This window comes from Streptomyces sp. NPDC006385 (genome assembly GCF_040612485.1).
Lineage (GTDB): Bacteria > Actinomycetota > Actinomycetes > Streptomycetales > Streptomycetaceae > Streptomyces.
Genome location: NZ_JBEXQG010000083.1, coordinates 16,610 through 32,363 on the forward strand (window position 1 = coordinate 16,610; position 15,754 = coordinate 32,363).

Annotated in this window: 11 protein-coding genes; 6 read left to right on the forward strand and 5 right to left on the reverse strand. The window is 72.6% G+C overall.

What is annotated here, in order from left to right; all coding sequences use genetic code 11:
* Nucleotides 1–238: 238 nt before the first annotated feature.
* Nucleotides 239–688 (forward strand): metallopeptidase family protein, encoded by a 450-nt coding sequence (locus tag ABZ078_RS38135; RefSeq protein ID WP_356583134.1) that lies wholly within the window; start codon nt 239–241, stop codon nt 686–688.
* Nucleotides 689–927: 239 nt separating this feature from the next.
* Here the strand turns inward: ABZ078_RS38135 and ABZ078_RS38140 are convergent, their stop codons facing one another.
* The 3 genes from ABZ078_RS38140 to ABZ078_RS38150 form a co-directional block, all read right to left on the reverse strand.
* Nucleotides 928–2,463 carry a DUF5719 family protein gene (locus tag ABZ078_RS38140; RefSeq protein WP_356583126.1) on the reverse strand — a complete coding sequence of 512 codons (1,536 nt, stop codon included), beginning with the start codon at nt 2,461–2,463 and terminating at the stop codon, nt 928–930.
* Nucleotides 2,460–6,146, reverse strand: a complete 3,687-nt coding sequence (locus ABZ078_RS38145; protein WP_356583127.1) for a glycosyltransferase — start codon at nt 6,144–6,146, stop codon at nt 2,460–2,462. Before ABZ078_RS38145 ends, ABZ078_RS38140 begins: the two co-directional genes overlap by 4 nt.
* Nucleotides 6,147–6,326: 180 nt before the next feature.
* Complete coding sequence (locus ABZ078_RS38150; protein WP_003975777.1) at nt 6,327–6,590, reverse strand: WhiB family transcriptional regulator; 264 nt, start codon at nt 6,588–6,590, stop codon at nt 6,327–6,329.
* A 729-nt stretch (nt 6,591–7,319) separates the two neighbouring features.
* Here ABZ078_RS38150 and ABZ078_RS38155 point away from each other — a divergent pair.
* The 4 genes from ABZ078_RS38155 (at nt 7,320) to ABZ078_RS38170 (ending at nt 11,265) form a co-directional block, all read left to right on the forward strand.
* Nucleotides 7,320–7,826 carry a cysteine dioxygenase family protein gene (locus ABZ078_RS38155; RefSeq protein WP_356583128.1) on the forward strand — a complete coding sequence of 169 codons (507 nt, stop codon included), beginning with the start codon at nt 7,320–7,322 and terminating at the stop codon, nt 7,824–7,826.
* Between the two features lie 33 nt (nt 7,827–7,859).
* Nucleotides 7,860–8,819, forward strand: a complete 960-nt coding sequence (cofD, locus tag ABZ078_RS38160; protein WP_356583129.1) for a 2-phospho-L-lactate transferase — start codon at nt 7,860–7,862, stop codon at nt 8,817–8,819.
* Between the two features lie 5 nt (nt 8,820–8,824).
* Nucleotides 8,825–10,126: a coenzyme F420-0:L-glutamate ligase gene (locus ABZ078_RS38165; protein ID WP_356583135.1), complete on the forward strand. Its 1,302-nt coding sequence runs from the start codon at nt 8,825–8,827 to the stop codon at nt 10,124–10,126.
* Between the two features lie 137 nt (nt 10,127–10,263).
* Nucleotides 10,264–11,265: a DNA-3-methyladenine glycosylase 2 family protein gene (locus ABZ078_RS38170; protein ID WP_356583130.1), complete on the forward strand. Its 1,002-nt coding sequence runs from the start codon at nt 10,264–10,266 to the stop codon at nt 11,263–11,265.
* Between the two features lie 239 nt (nt 11,266–11,504).
* Here ABZ078_RS38170 and ABZ078_RS38175 read toward each other — a convergent pair whose 3' ends face one another.
* Complete coding sequence (locus ABZ078_RS38175) at nt 11,505–12,587, reverse strand: NDP-sugar synthase (protein WP_356583131.1); 1,083 nt, start codon at nt 12,585–12,587, stop codon at nt 11,505–11,507.
* A gap of 193 nt (nt 12,588–12,780) precedes the next feature.
* Entirely contained in the window at nt 12,781–14,325 is a 1,545-nt protein-coding gene (locus ABZ078_RS38180) for a peptidoglycan recognition protein (protein ID WP_356583132.1), read from the reverse strand.
* A 141-nt stretch (nt 14,326–14,466) separates the two neighbouring features.
* Here ABZ078_RS38180 and ABZ078_RS38185 point away from each other — a divergent pair, with 141 nt between their 5' ends.
* The gene (locus tag ABZ078_RS38185) at nt 14,467–15,222 is read left to right on the forward strand and encodes a TIGR03089 family protein (protein ID WP_356583133.1); all 756 of its coding nucleotides are present in this window, start codon (nt 14,467–14,469) and stop codon (nt 15,220–15,222) included.
* The last annotated feature ends 532 nt before the right edge of the window (nt 15,223–15,754 follow it).

The following is a 15,754-nucleotide window of genomic DNA, read 5'->3' on the forward strand; positions in this document are numbered from 1 at the left end:
CCAGTGACCTGCACGGGAACCCGCTGCCGAGATTCCGAACGCACTCACAACCGGTCACCACTCGCCACAAACCACATCAATAACCTCGTGCTCGACGGTCTCGGAGAGATACGGAAACGAGCCCAACCTTGGCTGGAATGGTCATCTGCCGACATGCCGTACGAGCGGGTGGACGTCGTCCCGGCCACGCCCCCGGTATCCGCCATGTGCCCGGCACGGGGACTACCCTTCACCAGTGATGGACACCCCCGTACCGCCCCGTGCCGTCGGCCCCGGGCCCCGCCGCCGTGATCGCCACGGTCGGGGTATGCGCGGCCCGATCGCACCTCCCCAGGTCCCGCTCGCCGCGAGCCGCGCCGACGCCTTCGCCGATCTGGTGCAGGACTCGGTGGAGCGCCTCGAACGCCGCTGGCCCCAGCTGGCCGACATCGATTTCCTGGTCCTGGAGGTCCCCCACCTGGACGGCCCCGGCCGCACCTGGAACGACGAGGCGGTCCCCCTCGGCGGCACCATCCCCGCCCGCGAGGGCCGCCCCGCCCGGGTGGTCATCTACCGCCGCCCGGTGGAGATCCGCACCAAGGGCCGGGACGATCGAGCAGCCCTGGTCCACGAGGTCGTCGTAGAGCAGGTGGCCGAGCTACTGGGCCTGACACCGGAGACAGTGGACCCCCGCTACGGCGAGGACTGACAGCGCCACAGGGACGTCCGGCACGGGGAGGGCGCGTACCCCCACGGTCCCGCAGGCGCCCACGGCGGCAGGGGGGAGCCGGGCGGTGTCCGCCCGGCACGTCCCCGACCCACAACCCACCGCAGGCGCTACGCACGCCCCCACCCCACCCGCACAGGCGCCACAGGCATCAACCCGCACCCCCACCGAACCCGCAGAGGCCGCCGCAGGCACCCTGGCCCGACCACCAAAGGCACCCGCTACTCCTGCAGCACCGCCAAATCCTCATCCGCCTCCGGCACAGCCACCATCCCCCGGTCGTCCGGCAGCGTCTGCACCGTGAATCCAGGCACGCCCTCCGCCGACACCGCCAGCGTCCGAGCCGCGTACACCGGCCCGCCCGACACCGACTCCACCGTCAGCGCGTACGTGCCCTTCAGACCGCTCGGCACCGGCACCTCCACATCCTGGGTGGTCCCGGACTTGATCGTGTACGTCTTCGACGCCGCCGTACCACCGTCGCTCCCCGCCGACGCCGTCACCTTGACCTCCGCCGACCGGAAGGGTGCCGCGACGGACAGCGTCGTGCCCTTGGCCCTGTTGTCCACCACCGTCGCGCGCGTGCCCACCGGCCGGGTCGCCGGAATGAACGCGGTCTCCTGCTTGGCACCCTGACCACGAACCACACGCAGCGCGGCCACCACCGGCACGGACCGTTCCGAAGGCGTCAGCACCAACGATCCCGGCTCCCCCCGCATGACGTCCCCGAGATCCACCGCACTCGTCATCCCCGCCTTGACGTGCAGCGTCTCGTGCCCGGCAGGCGTGATCGCCCCGGACGGAGAGGCGAGCCGCACCTTCAGGTCCGCGTCGGCGTCCCCCGGCGTGAAGGCGATCAGCCGCACGGCCTTGGCGTCCTTCGGTATGCCGGGCAGCACCAGGCTCCCCGCGGGATCGGCGGCCGCGGCCAGCCAGTCCCCGCCGAGCTTGTCGTCCAGCGCCTGCACCGAGGCCCCCACCCGGCCGCTGCGCACGCTCACATGCACGGTCACGTTGTCCTGCTTCTCACGGGTGAGCGTGGACAGCAGGATCGGCTCACCGGAGTGCGGCTGCACCGTGATCCCCTCCCCCACCGTGGTCTCGAGGACACCGTCCTTGCCGTACAGCTCGATGTCGACGACGGCGGCCGAGTCGTCGGGGTTGGTCAGGTGCACGTAGTCCGTGCGGTCGGCCGCCGTGCTGGCGCCGGGGAACCAGAACTCGGTGTCCGGCGCGGTGCAGTTGACGCCCTGCAGACCACGCCCCGAACCGGCGGCGACCTCCGTGGTCTCCTGCACGGTCCAACCCGGCGCGAACTTCCCGTCGGCGGTCCCGATGAGTGCCGGCGAGTCGGCCCCGGACGCCTCCCCGGTGACCGGCGCACCCGGCTCCTCGGCCTTGAGAACAGGCTTGCCGGCCTCACCGGTCTTACCGGCCTCCCCGGCCTTGCCGCCACCGTCGGCCTTCTTGTCCTCGCCGCCCGCCCCGGCGCCCGACTGCTGCGCCGCGGAGCGCAGTTCGGCCTTCCCTTCGCTCCCGGTCCCCTTCGTGGCGGGGGTGAACGACGTGTACGTCGTCTCGGCGAGGTCCGAGGTGCTCGGCGCCGGGCACACCAGGCTCGTACGCTCCACGGGCAACTCGGCGGCCGTCTTGGCGGTGTCCGTGCCGGGCGCGTCCGGCGTGGTCAGGGCCGCGAATCCGGTGACGGCGGCGAGGGCGGTGACACCGGTGATCAGGGACAGGGTCGTGCGGTTCACTGCTGGCTCCCGTCGGAACGCTCACTGCCGGGCTGCTGCGGCTGCGCGGGGTCGTACGCGGCGTCGTAACCCTGCTGGTACGTCTGGTCGTACGCGGCGTCGTACGCCGGGTCGTACGCACCCGGGGAGGACTGCCCGCCGTACGCGTACGGGTCGTACTGGCCGCCCTGGTAGGGATCCGCCTGGTACGTCTGGTCGTAGGCGCCGCCCGCGGCGTACTGCTGGCCGCCCTGGTACTGCTCGCCGCTGTAGGTGCCGTAGTCGGCGCCCGCGTACCTGGGCGTGTCCCACTCCCCAGAGGACTGCTGGTGCGGAATCGCCGCGGACGCCCCCTCAGCGGGAGGAGACGGGAACTCCCCGCCCTGCCCGGCCTCTTCGGCCTCGGCCTGGGCACGCAGCCGGCGGGCCCGTCGGCCCTCGCCGGCCATGGCCTCGGCCGGGACGGCCGGCTCCTCGGGCAGGTCGTCGTCGACATCGCGGCGGCGTCCCGGAAGGGCCATGACGACGAGGACCACGGCGAGGAAGCCCTGCACCCACAACCAGGCGGTGTGACCGATCGGGTCGTCGTAGGTGACATCCAGCTTGCCGCCGCCGGCGGGCAGTTCGAAGCCCTGCGCCCAGCCGTCGACCGTGGTGGGGGTGAGCGGTTTGCCGTCCAGGGTCGCCGTCCAGCCCTCGTCGGCGCTGTCGGCCAGGCGCAGGACACGCCCCTCGGGGCCGCTCGGAACGGTGGTGTGGATCTCGACGGGCCCGGCGGCGACGGGCTGCGGCTCACCGGAGCCGGCCCCCGTCCCCGCCTCGGACTCGGAGCCGGGGACGATGGCCGCACGCGACACCTGCCGGTCGACCCGCCACAACGCGCTGCCGTGCTGCTCGCTCAGCCGCGACAGACCGGGCGTGGCGTCCAGCACGCGCGTGACCTCGCGAGGCGCGCCCTTGTGGACGAGGACGTAGCGCACCGCGAACGCGCCCAGCTGGTCGGCCTGGTCGGCGCCGGAGCCGGCGACCAGGTTGGCGACGATCTTGTCGAGCTTGGCGTTCTCCCCGTCGGCGGCGGCGAGTTCGGCGTCACCGAGGCGGGCGCCGGAGCCGCGGACGAGCATGTAGCCGACGTGGGCCGAGGAGTCGCTGTCGAGGACGAGGGTGCGCGCCTGGTCGCGGGTGCCGCTCTCCTCGGCGACGAAGGCGGGCACCTGCACGGGGTCGCGCCGCTCCAGGGGGTTGTCGGCACCGCGGATCATCCAGCCGGCGGCGACGAGCAGCGGGCCCGCGGCCGCGGCGAAGGCGATCAGCGCGGCGACCGGCTGGCGCCAGCCGAAGCTCTGCTCGGCGACACGCGAGCGTGCCCCGTCCGCGCCGAGCAGGGCGGCGGCCAGGAGGGCGAGGCCGTAGACGAGGGTGGCGGGACCGGCCCAGGTGGAGCTGTTGGACAGGACCGCGAAGACGAGGCCCACCAGGGCGACCGCCCAGGCGGTTCGGATTCCCAACTGACGCTCGGAGCGCAGCAGGGCGGCCAGCGCCGCCAGCACGACACCGATGAGCATGAGTCCGCTGACGGTGCCGGGACCGCCGGGGCTGGCGCCGAGCAGGTCCAGGGCGGACGCGGACGAGGCGCCGTACGCCAGACCGGCCTCCTGGAAGAAGCCGAACGGCAGCAGCGACAGCGACCAGGGCGCGAGGACCAGCAGGGGCACACCGAACTGGGCCAGGAAGCGCAGGCCGTACGCGAGGATGTCGGCACGCCGGACGACCAGGAGTGCGAGGCCGAGGAGCAGCGCGATCGGCCACACGATCGGCGTGAAGGCCGTGGTGATCGTCAGCAGCAGCGCGTACGCCCAGGTCGCGCGCCAGCTGCCGCGCGCCTCGCTGCCGTTCGCCAGGCCGCTCGCGGCGATGCCCGCGCGGGCGATGAGCGGCAGCAGGACGGCGAGTACGGCGGTGCCGATGCGGCCGCCGGCGAGGGCGCCGGTGGCGGCGGGCAGGAAGGCGTAGACGACGGCCGCCCAGGCGCGCAGGAGGCGGGACTCGACGAGCGGGCGGGAGGCGAAGTAGGCGGTGAGCCCGGCCAGCGGCACCGAGCAGACCAGCAGGATCGTGACCGCGAGCCCGGTCGAGCCCAGCAGTGCGGAGGCGAGCAGCGCCACGATCGCGAGATACGGCGGCGCGGACGGGGTGCCGCCGGCGCCCACCGGGTGCCAGGCGTCCAGGTAACGGGACCACAGCTCGGCGGAGTCAGCCGGGGCGGGCAGCAGGGCGCCACCCGCGAGGGCGCCGCCGCCGAGGAGCCCGCGGCAGGCGACCAGCGAGACGAGCAGCAGCACCAGAAAGAGCACCGGGCCGGGCTTGCGGGCGATGCGCTTGAGACGGGCGAACTGCTCGATCTCCAGGAAGTCGGCATCGTCGCCGCCGGGTCCGGATTCGATCGCGCCACCGTGCCGTCCCGCGCCGGAGGCGATCTCGGGGTCGGCGCGGCCGACGAGGTTGCTCGCGACCTGTTCGACGGTGGCCCGCACGGTCGCGCCGGGCGGCGGGAACAGCGCCCGCAGTTCGCCCTTGTCGACGACGGGGGTTCCGCGCCTGCGCCGTCCGGCGATGATCCGCTCGGGGCGCAGCAGCGTGCCCATGAAGCCGCGGATCTCGTCGAGGGCCTGGCCGGGGACCTTGCCGACGAGGTAGGCCAGCGTCCGCAGGACCGTGCCGAGCACCAGGCGCAGCAGCACCCAGGGCAGGACGGCCGTACGCGTGTTGACGAGCAGGGTGTAGACGGCGCCCGCCTTGTCGACCTTGTGCGGGGAGGCGGCGGTGCGGCCCACGCAGTCGACGGTGCGGCGCTCGCGGGAGGCCGCCTCGGCGTGTCGTACGACTGCCTCGGGGGCGACGAGGACGCGGTGACCGGCGGCCGTGGCACGCCAGCACAGGTCGACGTCGTCGCGCATCAGGGGCAGGCGTCGGTCGAAGCCGCCGAGTTGTTCGAAGACGTCGCGCCGGATCAGCATGCCGGCGGTGGACACGGACAGCACGGACCGGACGTGGTCGTGCTGGCCCTGGTCCTGTTCGCGGCGGTCCAGGCCGGTCCAGCGGCGCCCGGAGTTGGCGATGGTGACGCCGACCTCGAGGAGTTGTCGGCGGTCGTACCAGCCGCGCAGCTTGGGGCCGACGACGGCGACGTCGTCGCGGCCCAGCTCGTACTCGTTCTCCACGACGCGCAGCAGCTGGGCCAGGGCGTCGGGTTCGGGGGCGCAGTCGTCGTGCAGGAGCCAGAGCCATTGCACCGGCTCCCCGTGGGGGAGTTCGGGCAGGTCGTAGGCGTCGTCGCGCCATGTGCGCGTGACGGGGTCCCAGCCGCTCGGCCGCTTCAGGTAGGTCAGCTCGTCCGGGGTGAGGACCGGGGCGGTGCGGTTGGCCTCCTCGACGGCCTGACCGAATCCGGTACGGCGGGCGAGGTGCAGTACGCGGTCGTCGCCGAGGGCGTCGGTGACCAGCTGTGCGGACTGGTCGGCGCTGCCGGTGTCGGCCGCGACGGCGAACTGGACGGGTCGCTCCTGGCCGAGCAGCCCGGCGAGCGCGTCGGGCAGCCAGCGGGCGCCGTCGTGGGAGACGAGCACCGCGGTCACCACATGACGCGGAAACTCAGGTGCGGCAGCGGCGTCGTGATGGGCTGCCGGGTGGCTGTGCACGGACATCGAGGTACGGGCCCCGGTTCGATGGACTGCGGTGGACGCCTGTGCCCCTGGGGGACAGCGGGGCGTCTCGGACGAGCGACCACACTATCGGCTGGGTATGAAGGCGGCCCGCCGCCTGTGGATAACCCACCTGCGACGGGCCGTACGTGACGCGTGTACGTGCGGATGTGAGCCGTTTAGTCAGACGGCGGCCTTCTTCAGTCGGCGGCGCTCACGCTCGGACAGGCCGCCCCAGATGCCGAATCGCTCGTCGTTGGCGAGGGCGTACTCGAGGCACTCGGAGCGGACCTCACAGGCGAGGCAGACCTTCTTGGCCTCGCGGGTGGAGCCGCCCTTCTCGGGGAAGAAGGACTCGGGGTCGGTCTGGGCGCACAGCGCGCGCTCCTGCCAGCCGAGTTCCTCGTCCGCGTCGTCGACCAGCAGTTGCTGCACCAGCTCGGTCATGTGCGCCCCTCGTCTGTCTTTCGCGTCCCCGTGATGTTGCCGTTACCGATTTCGGCTGAACGACACGAGTGAAATTACAAGTGTGCTGCTCCGGGCGAGTCAAGCCGAGATCTGCTATTGAGCCCCTTATTCACTCTGCGGAACCAAGGCCTAGCGGAAAGTGTTCAAATCGGCATAAACCTTGACAAGCAGGCAGCGGCCCGGGAGGGCATCCGACCCCACGCAGTGCCTGCAAGGAAAAGGACGCCCAGAAGTTCGATCCCGTTGCACGTGTGCGGAGAAGCGAACCGGATCACATTCGGATCACAGGATCGCAACGACGCCCATGCGCTCCCGGTTGTGCGCCATGTGTCCCGGCAACCCCATGCACAAACCTTTCATCACCCAGATGGACCGGATGAGGTGAAACATGTGCCACATCACCGGGCGTCGAGTTGACACCGAAGGCATGAACCGATGTCCTTATGGGCATGCTCGCGAACTCGGCACTCACCTCGACCCGCACCGCCGGGTCCCACGGTGCTGCCCGCGCTCGCTGTAGCTGTTGCTGTTGCTGTTGCTGTCCCAGCTGTTGAGCCCAACGAGCTCCGGCTGTCCCTGAGTCCACCGCGACTCGGCTGCTTGTTCCCACGCCCGGACCAGGGCACTCCCGTCACCCGTGACCCGGGCGGACGGTACGCGACACCCAGCCATCCCCCGCAACTCTCCGCCTAGGAACCACCGCACCCCATGAACAGCGACAGCGACCTCCAGATCGCCGGCGACATCCTCGAAGTCCCGCACCTCCTCCAGGCACCACGTGAGCACCCGGCCACCGTCGCCGAGTTCGTCGGCCTGGCCCGCTCCATCGCCGCCGACCGCTCCCAGTGGGAGCACCTCGTCCAGTACGACGCCACCACGCGCTGGTACCACCGACTGCGCTCGGGCCCCGGCTACGAGGTGTGGCTGCTGTCCTGGGTCCCCGGACAGGGCAGCGGCCTGCACGACCACGGCCGGTCCTCCGGCGTCCTGACCGTCCTGGACGGCACGCTGACCGAGCGCACGGAGCGCGGGGCACGCGTGCTGGCGGCGGGCGCGCAGCGGGTGTTCGCGCCGGGTCATCTGCACGAGGTGGTCAACGACGCGCTGGAGCCGGCGGTGAGCCTGCACGTGTACCACCCGGGCCTGACCGAGATGCCGATGTACACCGGCCGGGCCTGCGAGGCGCGTGTCGAGCCGCGTCCGGTGACTGCCTGACGCGTTGTCGTACCCGCCTGCAAGACTGCTTCCATGCGCATTGTGGTTCTGGCAGGCGGCATCGGTGGTGCCCGGTTCCTGCGCGGTCTGAAGCGGGCCGCGCCGGACGCGGACATCACGGTCATCGGCAACACCGGCGACGACATCCACCTCTTCGGGCTGAAGGTCTGCCCGGACCTCGACACGGTGATGTACACGCTCGGCGGCGGCATCAACGAGGAGCAGGGCTGGGGCCGGGCCGACGAGACCTTCCACCTCAAGGAGGAGCTCGCGGCGTACGGCGTGGGGCCGGAGTGGTTCGGGCTCGGCGACCGGGACTTCGCCACGCACATCGTGCGGACGCAGATGATCGGCGCCGGATATCCGCTGAGCGCGGTGACGGAGGCGCTGTGCGACCGCTGGAAGCCGGGGGTCCGTCTCATCCCCATGACCGACGACCGCGTCGAGACGCATGTCGCGGTCGAGGTGGACGGTGAGCGCAAGGCCGTCCACTTCCAGGAGTACTGGGTGCGGCTGCGGGCCTCCGTGCCGGCGGAGGCGATCGTGCCGGTCGGCGCCGAACAGGCCAAGCCGGCGCCGGGCGTCCTGGAGGCCGTCGCCGAGGCCGACGTCATCCTCTTCCCGCCGTCCAACCCGGTCGTCTCGGTCGGCACGATCCTCGCCGTGCCCGGCATCCGTGAGGCGATCGCCGACGCCGGGGTGCCGGTGGTGGGCCTGTCCCCCATCGTCGGGGACGCGCCCGTGCGCGGGATGGCCGACAAGGTGCTCGCGGCGGTCGGCGTGGAGTCGACGGCCGCGGCGGTCGCCGAGCACTACGGCTCGGGGCTCCTCGACGGCTGGCTCGTCGACACGGTGGACGCGAGTGCCGTCGAGCGGGTCGAGGCGGCCGGGATCCGCTGCCGGGCCGTACCGCTGATGATGACCGATGTCGACGCGGCGGCGCGGATGGCCCGGGAGGCGCTGACGTTGGCCGAGGAGGTGCGGGGCGCTTGAGCGACATGTCTGCGGACGGCTACCGGGTCTGGGCCGTCTCCGGGATTCCCGAGGTCCAGCGGGGCGACGACCTCGCGAAGCTGATCGCGGCCGCCGAACCCGGCCTCGCCGACGGGGACGTGCTCCTGGTCACCTCGAAGATCGTGTCCAAGGCGGAGGGGCGGATCGTCGAGGCGGCCGACCGGGAGGCCGCGATCGACGCGGAGACGGTACGGGTGGTGGCACGCCGCGGTGCCCTCCGGATCGTCGAGAACCGGCAGGGACTGGTGATGGCCGCCGCCGGGGTCGACGCCTCCAACACCCCGGCCGGAACGGTGCTGTTGCTGCCCGAGGACCCCGACGCGTCCGCGCGGGCGATCCGCGACGGCCTGCGGGACGCCCTCGGCGTCCAGGTCGGGGTCGTCGTCACCGACACCTTCGGACGCCCCTGGCGCGCGGGGCTCACGGACGTGGCGATCGGCGCCGCCGGCGTGCGCGTGCTGGACGATCTGCGCGGGGGCAAGGACACGTACGGCAATCCGCTCAGTGCGACCGTCGTGGCGACGGCGGACGAACTCGCCGCCGCCGGTGACCTGGTGAAGGGCAAGGCCGCCGGCCGGCCTGTCGCCGTGGTGCGCGGGCTGGCGCACGTGGTGGCCGAGGAGCACGCGGAGGGGGCGCGGGCTCTGGTGCGCGGCGCGCGTGACGACATGTTCCGGCTGGGGACGTCGGAGGCGATACGCGAGGCGGTCACCCAGCGGCGTACCGTACGGGCCTTCACGGACGAGCCCGTCGACCCCGGGGCCGTACGTAGAGCGGTCGCGGCGGCCCTGACGGCGCCGGCGCCGCATCACACGACGCCGTGGCGGTTCGTGCTGCTGGAGTCGCAGGAGTCGCGGACGCGGCTGCTGGACGCCATGCGGGACGCGTGGATCGCCGATCTGCGACGGGACGGCAGGAGCGAGGAGTCCATCGCCAAGCGGGTGCGACGCGGGGACGTGCTGCGGAAAGCGCCGTACCTGGTGGTCCCCTGCCTGGTCATGGACGGCTCGCACACGTACGGCGACGCGCGCCGGGACGGGGCCGAGCGCGAGATGTTCGTCGTCGCCACCGGCGCCGGAGTGCAGAACTTTCTGGTCGCGCTGGCCGGGGAGCGGCTGGGTTCGGCGTGGGTGTCGTCGACGATGTTCTGCCGGGATGTGGTGCGCGACGTGCTCGGACTGCCGGAGGACTGGGATCCGATGGGGGCGGTGGCGGTCGGTCATCCGGCGCAGGAGCCGCGGCCTCGTCCGGAGCGGGATGCGGGGGCTTTCGTCGAGGTGCGCTGACGGACGCCGCGCTGGGCCTACGCTCGTAGGGACCCTCGGTTTCACACGGTCATGGCCCTCTCCGGCGCCGAGCGCACGGAGAAGCCCTCCGGCACCGACGCTCGCAGGACCCTCTCCGCACCCCTAGGACGTCATCCGTGGCAGGACGATTCGCTCCGCGACCCACGCGTACGACTGTGCGCGGTGGGCAGGTCGCCGTGCCCACGGGGATACCGCGTCAGGCTCCGGCTCCCGCGCGCGTGCGGACGTGGGTGCCGGACGAGCCGATCGATCTCGGGCTCGTGCTGGGACCCCTGCGGCGTGGGCCGGGGGATCCGACGTTCCGGACGATGCCGGACGGGTCCGTGTGGCGGGCCACCCGTACTCCTGTCGGGCCCGGGACGTTGCGGGTCACCGCGCGGGGTACCGGCGTACGGGGTGAGGCGTGGGGGCCGGGGGCCGAGTGGCTGCTGGAGCGGTTGCCGGAGCTGCTCGGGGCCGCCGACGATCCGTCCGTCTTCGTGCCGCGGCATCGGCTGGTGGCGCTGGCCCGGCATCGTCGGCCGGGGCTGCGGCTGACGCGGACCGGGTTGGTGCTGGAGTCGTTGATTCCGTCGATTCTGGAGCAGAAGGTCACGACCGATGAGGCGTACCGGGCGTGGCGGTTGCTGGTGCGGAAGTTCGGGGAGCCGGCGCCGGGGCCCGCGCCCGGGCGGATGTGTGTGATGCCGGACGCGCAGACCTGGCGGATGATCCCGTCCTGGGAGTGGCATCGGGCCGGGGTCGACGACAAGCGGGCGTCCACGGTCCTGCGGGCCGTGCGGGTCGCCGCGCGGCTGGAGGAGGCGGTGCGGATGCCTCCGGCTCAGGCGCAGGCTCGGCTGGAGGTCGTGCCGGGGATCGGGCCGTGGACGTCGGCGGAGGTGGTGCAGCGCAGTCATGGGGCGCCGGACGCGGTGACCGTGGGGGATCTGCATCTGCCGGGGATCGTGGGGTGGGCGCTGGCCGGGGATCGGGACGCGGATGACTCGGTGATGCTGGAGTTGCTGGAGCCGTATGCGGGGCAGCGGCATCGGGCGGCTCGGTTGATTCTGCTGGGCGGGCGGATTCCGGAGCGGCGGGCTCCGCGGATGGCTCGGGGGGATATCGGGAGGTTGTGACGGGTGCGGGTGCGGTGCGGGTGCGATGCCGTTGGCGTCGTTTGTCTCGCCCCTGCCGCCCCTACCCGTCCCCTCCCCCCAGCCAGGGGCGCCGCCCCTTCGACCCCCGCCGCTCCCTGAGGGCCCGCGGCCCCCAGACCCCCGCTTTCGGCCCTGAACGGGCCTCGTCCTCAAACGCCGGACGGGCTGAAAGCAGCGGACCGGCGCCGCATCGGTCGGCCGGACGCCCCGCCGTCCCTCTACACGTCCGGCGAAAAGCGCACCGCGCCCGCCGGGATCCGCGCGTCGCACCACACCCGTGCGCCCTCCCTCAGCTCGTTGTCGGCGCCGATGACCGCGCCGTCGCCGATGACCGTGCCGGTGAGGACGGAGCGTTCGCCGACGCGGGCGCGGGTGCCGATGAGGGAGTCGGTGATGATCGCGCCGGGTTCGATGACGGCGCCCGGGAGGATCGTGCTGCCGCAGACGCGCGCGCCCTCGGCCACGAAGGCGCCCTCGCCCACCACCGTGCCGCCGGTCAGCTTGGCGTCGGGGGCCACGCTGGCCGTGGGGAGGATCAGGCGGTCGCCGCAGCGGCCGGGGACCGCGGGGGAAGGGGCCCGGCCCAGGACGAGGTCGGCCGAGCCGCGGACGAAGGCGGCGGGGGTGCCCAGGTCGAGCCAGTACGTCGAGTCGACCATGCCCTGGAGGTGAGCCCCGGCCGCGAGGAGGTCGGGGAAGGTCTCGCGCTCGACGGAGACCGGCCGCCCCGCCGGGATCGTGTCGATGACCGAGCGGCGGAAGACGTACGCTCCGGCGTTGATCTGGTCGGTGACGATCTCCTCCGGAGTCTGCGGCTTCTCCAGGAACGCCGTCACCCTGCCCGTGTCGTCCGTGGGGACCAGGCCGTACGCCCTCGGGTCCGTCACCTTGGTGAGGTGGAGGGAGACGTCCGCGCCCGTCGTCTCGTGCGTACGGACCAGGGCCCTGATGTCCAGGCCCGTCAGGATGTCGCCGTTGAAGATCAGGACCGGTTCGTCGGGCGCGGAGTGCAGTCGCGAGGCCACGTTGCGGATCGCGCCGCCCGTGCCGAGGGGCTCCTCCTCCGTGACGTACTCCAGGTGGAGTCCGAGCGCCGAGCCGTCGCCGAAGTAGGGCTCGAACACCTCGGCCAGGTACGACGTCGCCAGGACGATGTGCTCGACGCCCGCCGCTCTCGCTCTCGCCAACTGGTGCGTGAGGAACGGCACCCCGGCCGCCGGGACCATGGGCTTCGGCGTGTGCACGGTGAGCGGACGCAGCCGAGTGCCCTTGCCACCGACCAGGAGGATCGCTTCTGTCACCTGTCGTCTCTGCTTCCTGCCGGGACCGGCCGAACTGTCTTTCGGCCGGCCAGTGTATGCAGTCCGTTGTACGGCGCCCTCGACGGCAGTGCGGCAATCCTTCCGCCCAGCCCCCGCATGTCCTCCTGTCTCCGACTGCCCCTCCGACTGCCCCTCCGACTCCCCCTCCGCCCCCCTCGGGCTCCGCCCCGCCTCAGCGTCCCTGGTAGCGGGCCGCCGTGGTGCGGGCCGTGCCGAGCTTGCGGTAGAGCTGCCATCCCGGGCACTCCGTGGAGTAGCCGTCCCGATGGCCGGAGATCGCGTTCAGTCGTACGTTCTTTCCCTTTCGGTAGAGATTGCCACCGCCGGACTTCAGGTATGTCTTTCCGCGCGGATTGATGCCGAAGAGGCCCAGCTTCCAGGCCGTGAGCCGGGCGATGGCCCGCACCGCGGCACCGGACGGCTTGGTGGTGCCGTAACTGCCGAGAACGGCGATCCCCATGCTGTCGGAGTTGAAACCGAGGGTGTGGGCACCCAGGACCGGCTTCGCCACTCCCCCGGCACGTCCCTCGTAGATGTTTCCGCACTTGTCGACGAGGAAGTTGTAGCCGATGTCGCGCCAGCCCATGCTCTTGACGTGGTAGCGGTAGATACCGCGAATGAGCGAGGGCACCTGCGAGCACCGGTACCGGTCACCGGTCGCCGTGTGGTGCACGAAGGCCGCCTTCACCTTCTTCGTGTAGGCGAAGTTCCGCTCCCGCCACCGCTCGTTGGCGCCCCAGCCGCGCCGCGTGACGATGCGCGGCCGCGGCCCGATGTACGGCTTCGCCCGCTGTTCCTTCGTCAACTCGGTGCCGCGCAGGGCGAACAGCTCCCGTTCGGTCTCGGCCCGGCCGAGTGCGGGGATCTCGGCGGCGCCGAGGGGCGCGAGTTCGACGTTGGCGGCGGAGGCGGCGGCGTCGGCCGCGGAGGAGGCGGCGAGGGTCTCGGCGGTCTCTCCGCTCTCGGCCTTCAGGGATCCGGGACGGGGGGCGCCGGCGGGGTCGTCCGGCGCGGGGGCGGCGTCGCCGGGGTCGACGAGTTCGAGGCGGAGGCCGGCGGGCAGCGGAGAGACGACCTCGGTGTCGGCCGACGGAGCCGGCGTCGGGTCAGCGGTCGGTTCGCCGCTGCCCCGTACGGCCTCCTTGGACCGGACCGGGACGGCTTCCGCGGTGACCCGTACCTCCACGCCGTCCGACTCCCCGACCCACAACGGCGCCGTGGAGCCGCGGACTCGGCCGGAGGTGCGTTCGGCGGTGCCCGGGTCGGCCGCGTGGTCGGAGTTGTGCGTCTCCACGTCCTGCCAGTCGGACCAGATGCCGGTGCCGGCCGCGCGGGTGCGGACCTGGACGCGGCCGTGCAGTTCGGCGTCCGGGTCGTCCCAGACGACGCCGACGAGGGAGAAGTGGGGTACGTCCCGCCGGGACAGGCCCTGTTCGACGGGGGCGCCGGCGACGCGGTCATGGGTGAGGGGGGCGAGGGGCAGTGACTGGGTGCTGCCGGGGACGGCGGGCTCGGTGCCCTCAGGACGCACCGTCGGCGCTGCCGTACGGCGCTCTGCACCCGCCCCGAGGCTCGCCGTGGCCACCGTCGCCCCGCGCGTGGCCACTTCCGCGCCGGGCGCCGGTCTCGCGGTCGCCGCGAGGGCGGGTGGGGTGAGCGGGAGAACGAGAGCGGCCGCGCACGTGACACCGATCGAGGAAGCAAGGAATCCACGCATACTCACGATGTTGGACATATCCACACAAACTTGTCCATCGATGAACTGACGGCTCGTCGGGCCGCGCTTCCCCCGAACCGGTGGCGGGAGGGTGCCCCCGACGGGGGGTGCGCAGCCCGGCGTCGGCGTACTCTTGCGCAGGTGAACGCCACCGATCGCACCCCTGCCGACCTGCTGCGTTCCGCGCTCGCCGCGGATCCCGGACGACCCCTGGTGACCTTCTACGACGACGCCACCGGGGAACGCGTCGAATTGTCCGTGGCCACCTTCGCCAATTGGGTGGCCAAGACCGCGAATCTGCTCCAGGGCGACCTTGGGGCGGAGCCCGGCGACCGGGTCACGCTGCTGCTGCCCGCGCACTGGCAGACGGCGGTGTGGCTGCTGGCGTGTTCGTCGGTGGGCACGATCGCGGACGTGGGCGGCGATCCCGCGGCGGCCGACGTGGTCGTGAGCGGACCGGAGACGCTGGAGGCCGCGCGGGCGTGCCGGGGCGAGCGGGTCGCCTTGGCGCTACGGCCGCTGGGGGGCCGCTTCCCGCAGCCGCCGGCCGGTTTCGTCGACTACGCCGTGGAGGTGCCGAGCCAGGGGGACCGTTTCGCCCCGTACGCGCCGGTCGATCCGGAGGATCCCGCGCTGATCGTGGCCGGCCGGGAGTTCAGCGGCGCCGAGGTGGTCGAACGCGCCCGCGCGGAGGCGACGGCACTGGGCCTCACGGGCCCGGGTTCACGGATCCTGTCCGCCTTGCCGTACGACACCTGGGAGGGCCTCAACGCCGGGCTGTACGCGGCACTGGCGACCGACGGCTCGGTGGTCCTGTGCCGCCACCTCGACTCTCTGGACGAGGAGTCCCTGGCCAAGCGCATCGAGACCGAACGGGTGACGGCAACGGCCCGCTGACCCCGAACACCGCGCGCTTACCGGCCCCCCGGCGCGACACGCTGGGCGAGGGTGGGCCGCGCAGCCCGGCGCTACGGGCCCCGCCCGCGGCTACGGAGAGGGCGCCGGGCGAGGCTGAACGGATGGGGCGGAGGCCGTTGTCCTGGGCGACTGCCCGCGCGGCTCGGCGATCCGCCCCCAGCACCACAGCCGATACGGCTGCGCACGACCGGACGGATGGGGCAGCCGCCGCCGCAGAGCGCGTGCGCACAGCCAAGCGGACGAGGCAAGGCGCCGTAGTCAGCCGACGCTGAGCGAGTGGGCCGTGAGACCACGGTCCGGGCGGCGGCCTGCGGCTGGACGACCGGACTGAGCCGCCCGGCCGGGGACGAGCGGGCGTATGGGCTGGCGTACCCGCACGACCCGCAGTCGCGTACAGCGGGAAGGGGACGTGCCGGGGGGTGTCCGCCCGCAGTGGCCGGCGTCAAGACACGGCACCTCCTTCACGGCGGACACGCCGTAGTGGGTCGATTGCACCCCGGCCGTCTTGACG

Excerpts from the sequence above, each read along its gene's own strand:
- ABZ078_RS38135 (WP_356583134.1), top strand. The coding sequence starts at position 239 with ATGGACACCCCCGTACCGCCCCGTGCCGTCGGCCCCGGGCCCCGCCGC.
- ABZ078_RS38145 (WP_356583127.1), bottom strand. The coding sequence starts at position 6,146 with ATGTCCGTGCACAGCCACCCGGCAGCCCATCACGACGCCGCTGCCGCA.
- ABZ078_RS38150 (WP_003975777.1), bottom strand. The coding sequence starts at position 6,590 with ATGACCGAGCTGGTGCAGCAACTGCTGGTCGACGACGCGGACGAGGAA.
- ABZ078_RS38155 (WP_356583128.1), top strand. The coding sequence starts at position 7,320 with ATGAACAGCGACAGCGACCTCCAGATCGCCGGCGACATCCTCGAAGTC.
- cofD (WP_356583129.1), top strand. The coding sequence starts at position 7,860 with ATGCGCATTGTGGTTCTGGCAGGCGGCATCGGTGGTGCCCGGTTCCTG.
- ABZ078_RS38165 (WP_356583135.1), top strand. The coding sequence starts at position 8,825 with ATGTCTGCGGACGGCTACCGGGTCTGGGCCGTCTCCGGGATTCCCGAG.
- ABZ078_RS38180 (WP_356583132.1), bottom strand. The coding sequence starts at position 14,325 with ATGCGTGGATTCCTTGCTTCCTCGATCGGTGTCACGTGCGCGGCCGCT.